The organism is Desulfamplus magnetovallimortis (assembly GCF_900170035.1).
In the GTDB taxonomy this organism is placed as follows: Bacteria; Desulfobacterota; Desulfobacteria; order Desulfobacterales; family Desulfobacteraceae; genus Desulfamplus; species Desulfamplus magnetovallimortis.
Genome location: NZ_LT828632.1, coordinates 1 through 657, shown reverse-complemented (window position 1 = coordinate 657; position 657 = coordinate 1). Strand labels below are relative to the sequence as shown.

Sequence of the window (657 nt, the reverse complement as noted above, 5' to 3'; positions counted from 1 at the left end):
AGACTGCCGCTCTCTTGGTTCTCAAAAAAAAAGCGGACTTAATTTGGGGGGATGCCAAGGGAGATTGATTAACAAAGAAGACAAAGAAGAAGCGTTATCTCTAATAGGGGAAGCGTGTGATGCTGGAGCACGTAAGCATTTAGCTGCCCAACTTTTGGGATTACCCATTCGTACTGTTCAGCGTTGGGAGAAGCATGGAATTGATGATCAGCGTAAAGGATCTGGTAAGAAACCCGGTAACAAGATATCTCAATCTGAAAAAATGCAGATAATTGAGATACTAACCTCTCCGGAGTTTTCGGATTGCACACCTCATCAGATTGTTCCTAAACTTGCTGATCAAGGCGTTTATGTAGGTTCTGAATCTACCATGTACAGGGTTCTCAAAGATTTGAGAATGAATAAGCATCGTCTTGCAAGCCGTGCTGTAAGCAGAAAACGTCCTGAATCCTATTGTGCTAATGGGCCAAATCAAGTGTGGTCTTGGGATATTACTTACTTACTAACAGAGATAAGAGGCTGTTTTTTCCTGATTCTAATTTATTTTGTGGTTTAGTTAAAAATGAGGCATAATCGGTTAAAACTTTACCAATCAGGGGACTCGCCACAAATGCCAAAACGACAATGCAGTAAAACAAAACGTATTGTTACAAGTAG

General features: G+C 40.6%; 1 protein-coding gene. It reads left to right on the top strand.

Features of this window, described 5'->3' with window-relative positions:
- Nucleotides 1–556 (top strand): helix-turn-helix domain-containing protein (locus MTBBW1_RS27365; RefSeq protein WP_139786949.1); only part of this gene is annotated, 556 nt, incomplete at its 5' end.
- Nucleotides 557–657 lie beyond the last annotated feature (101 nt).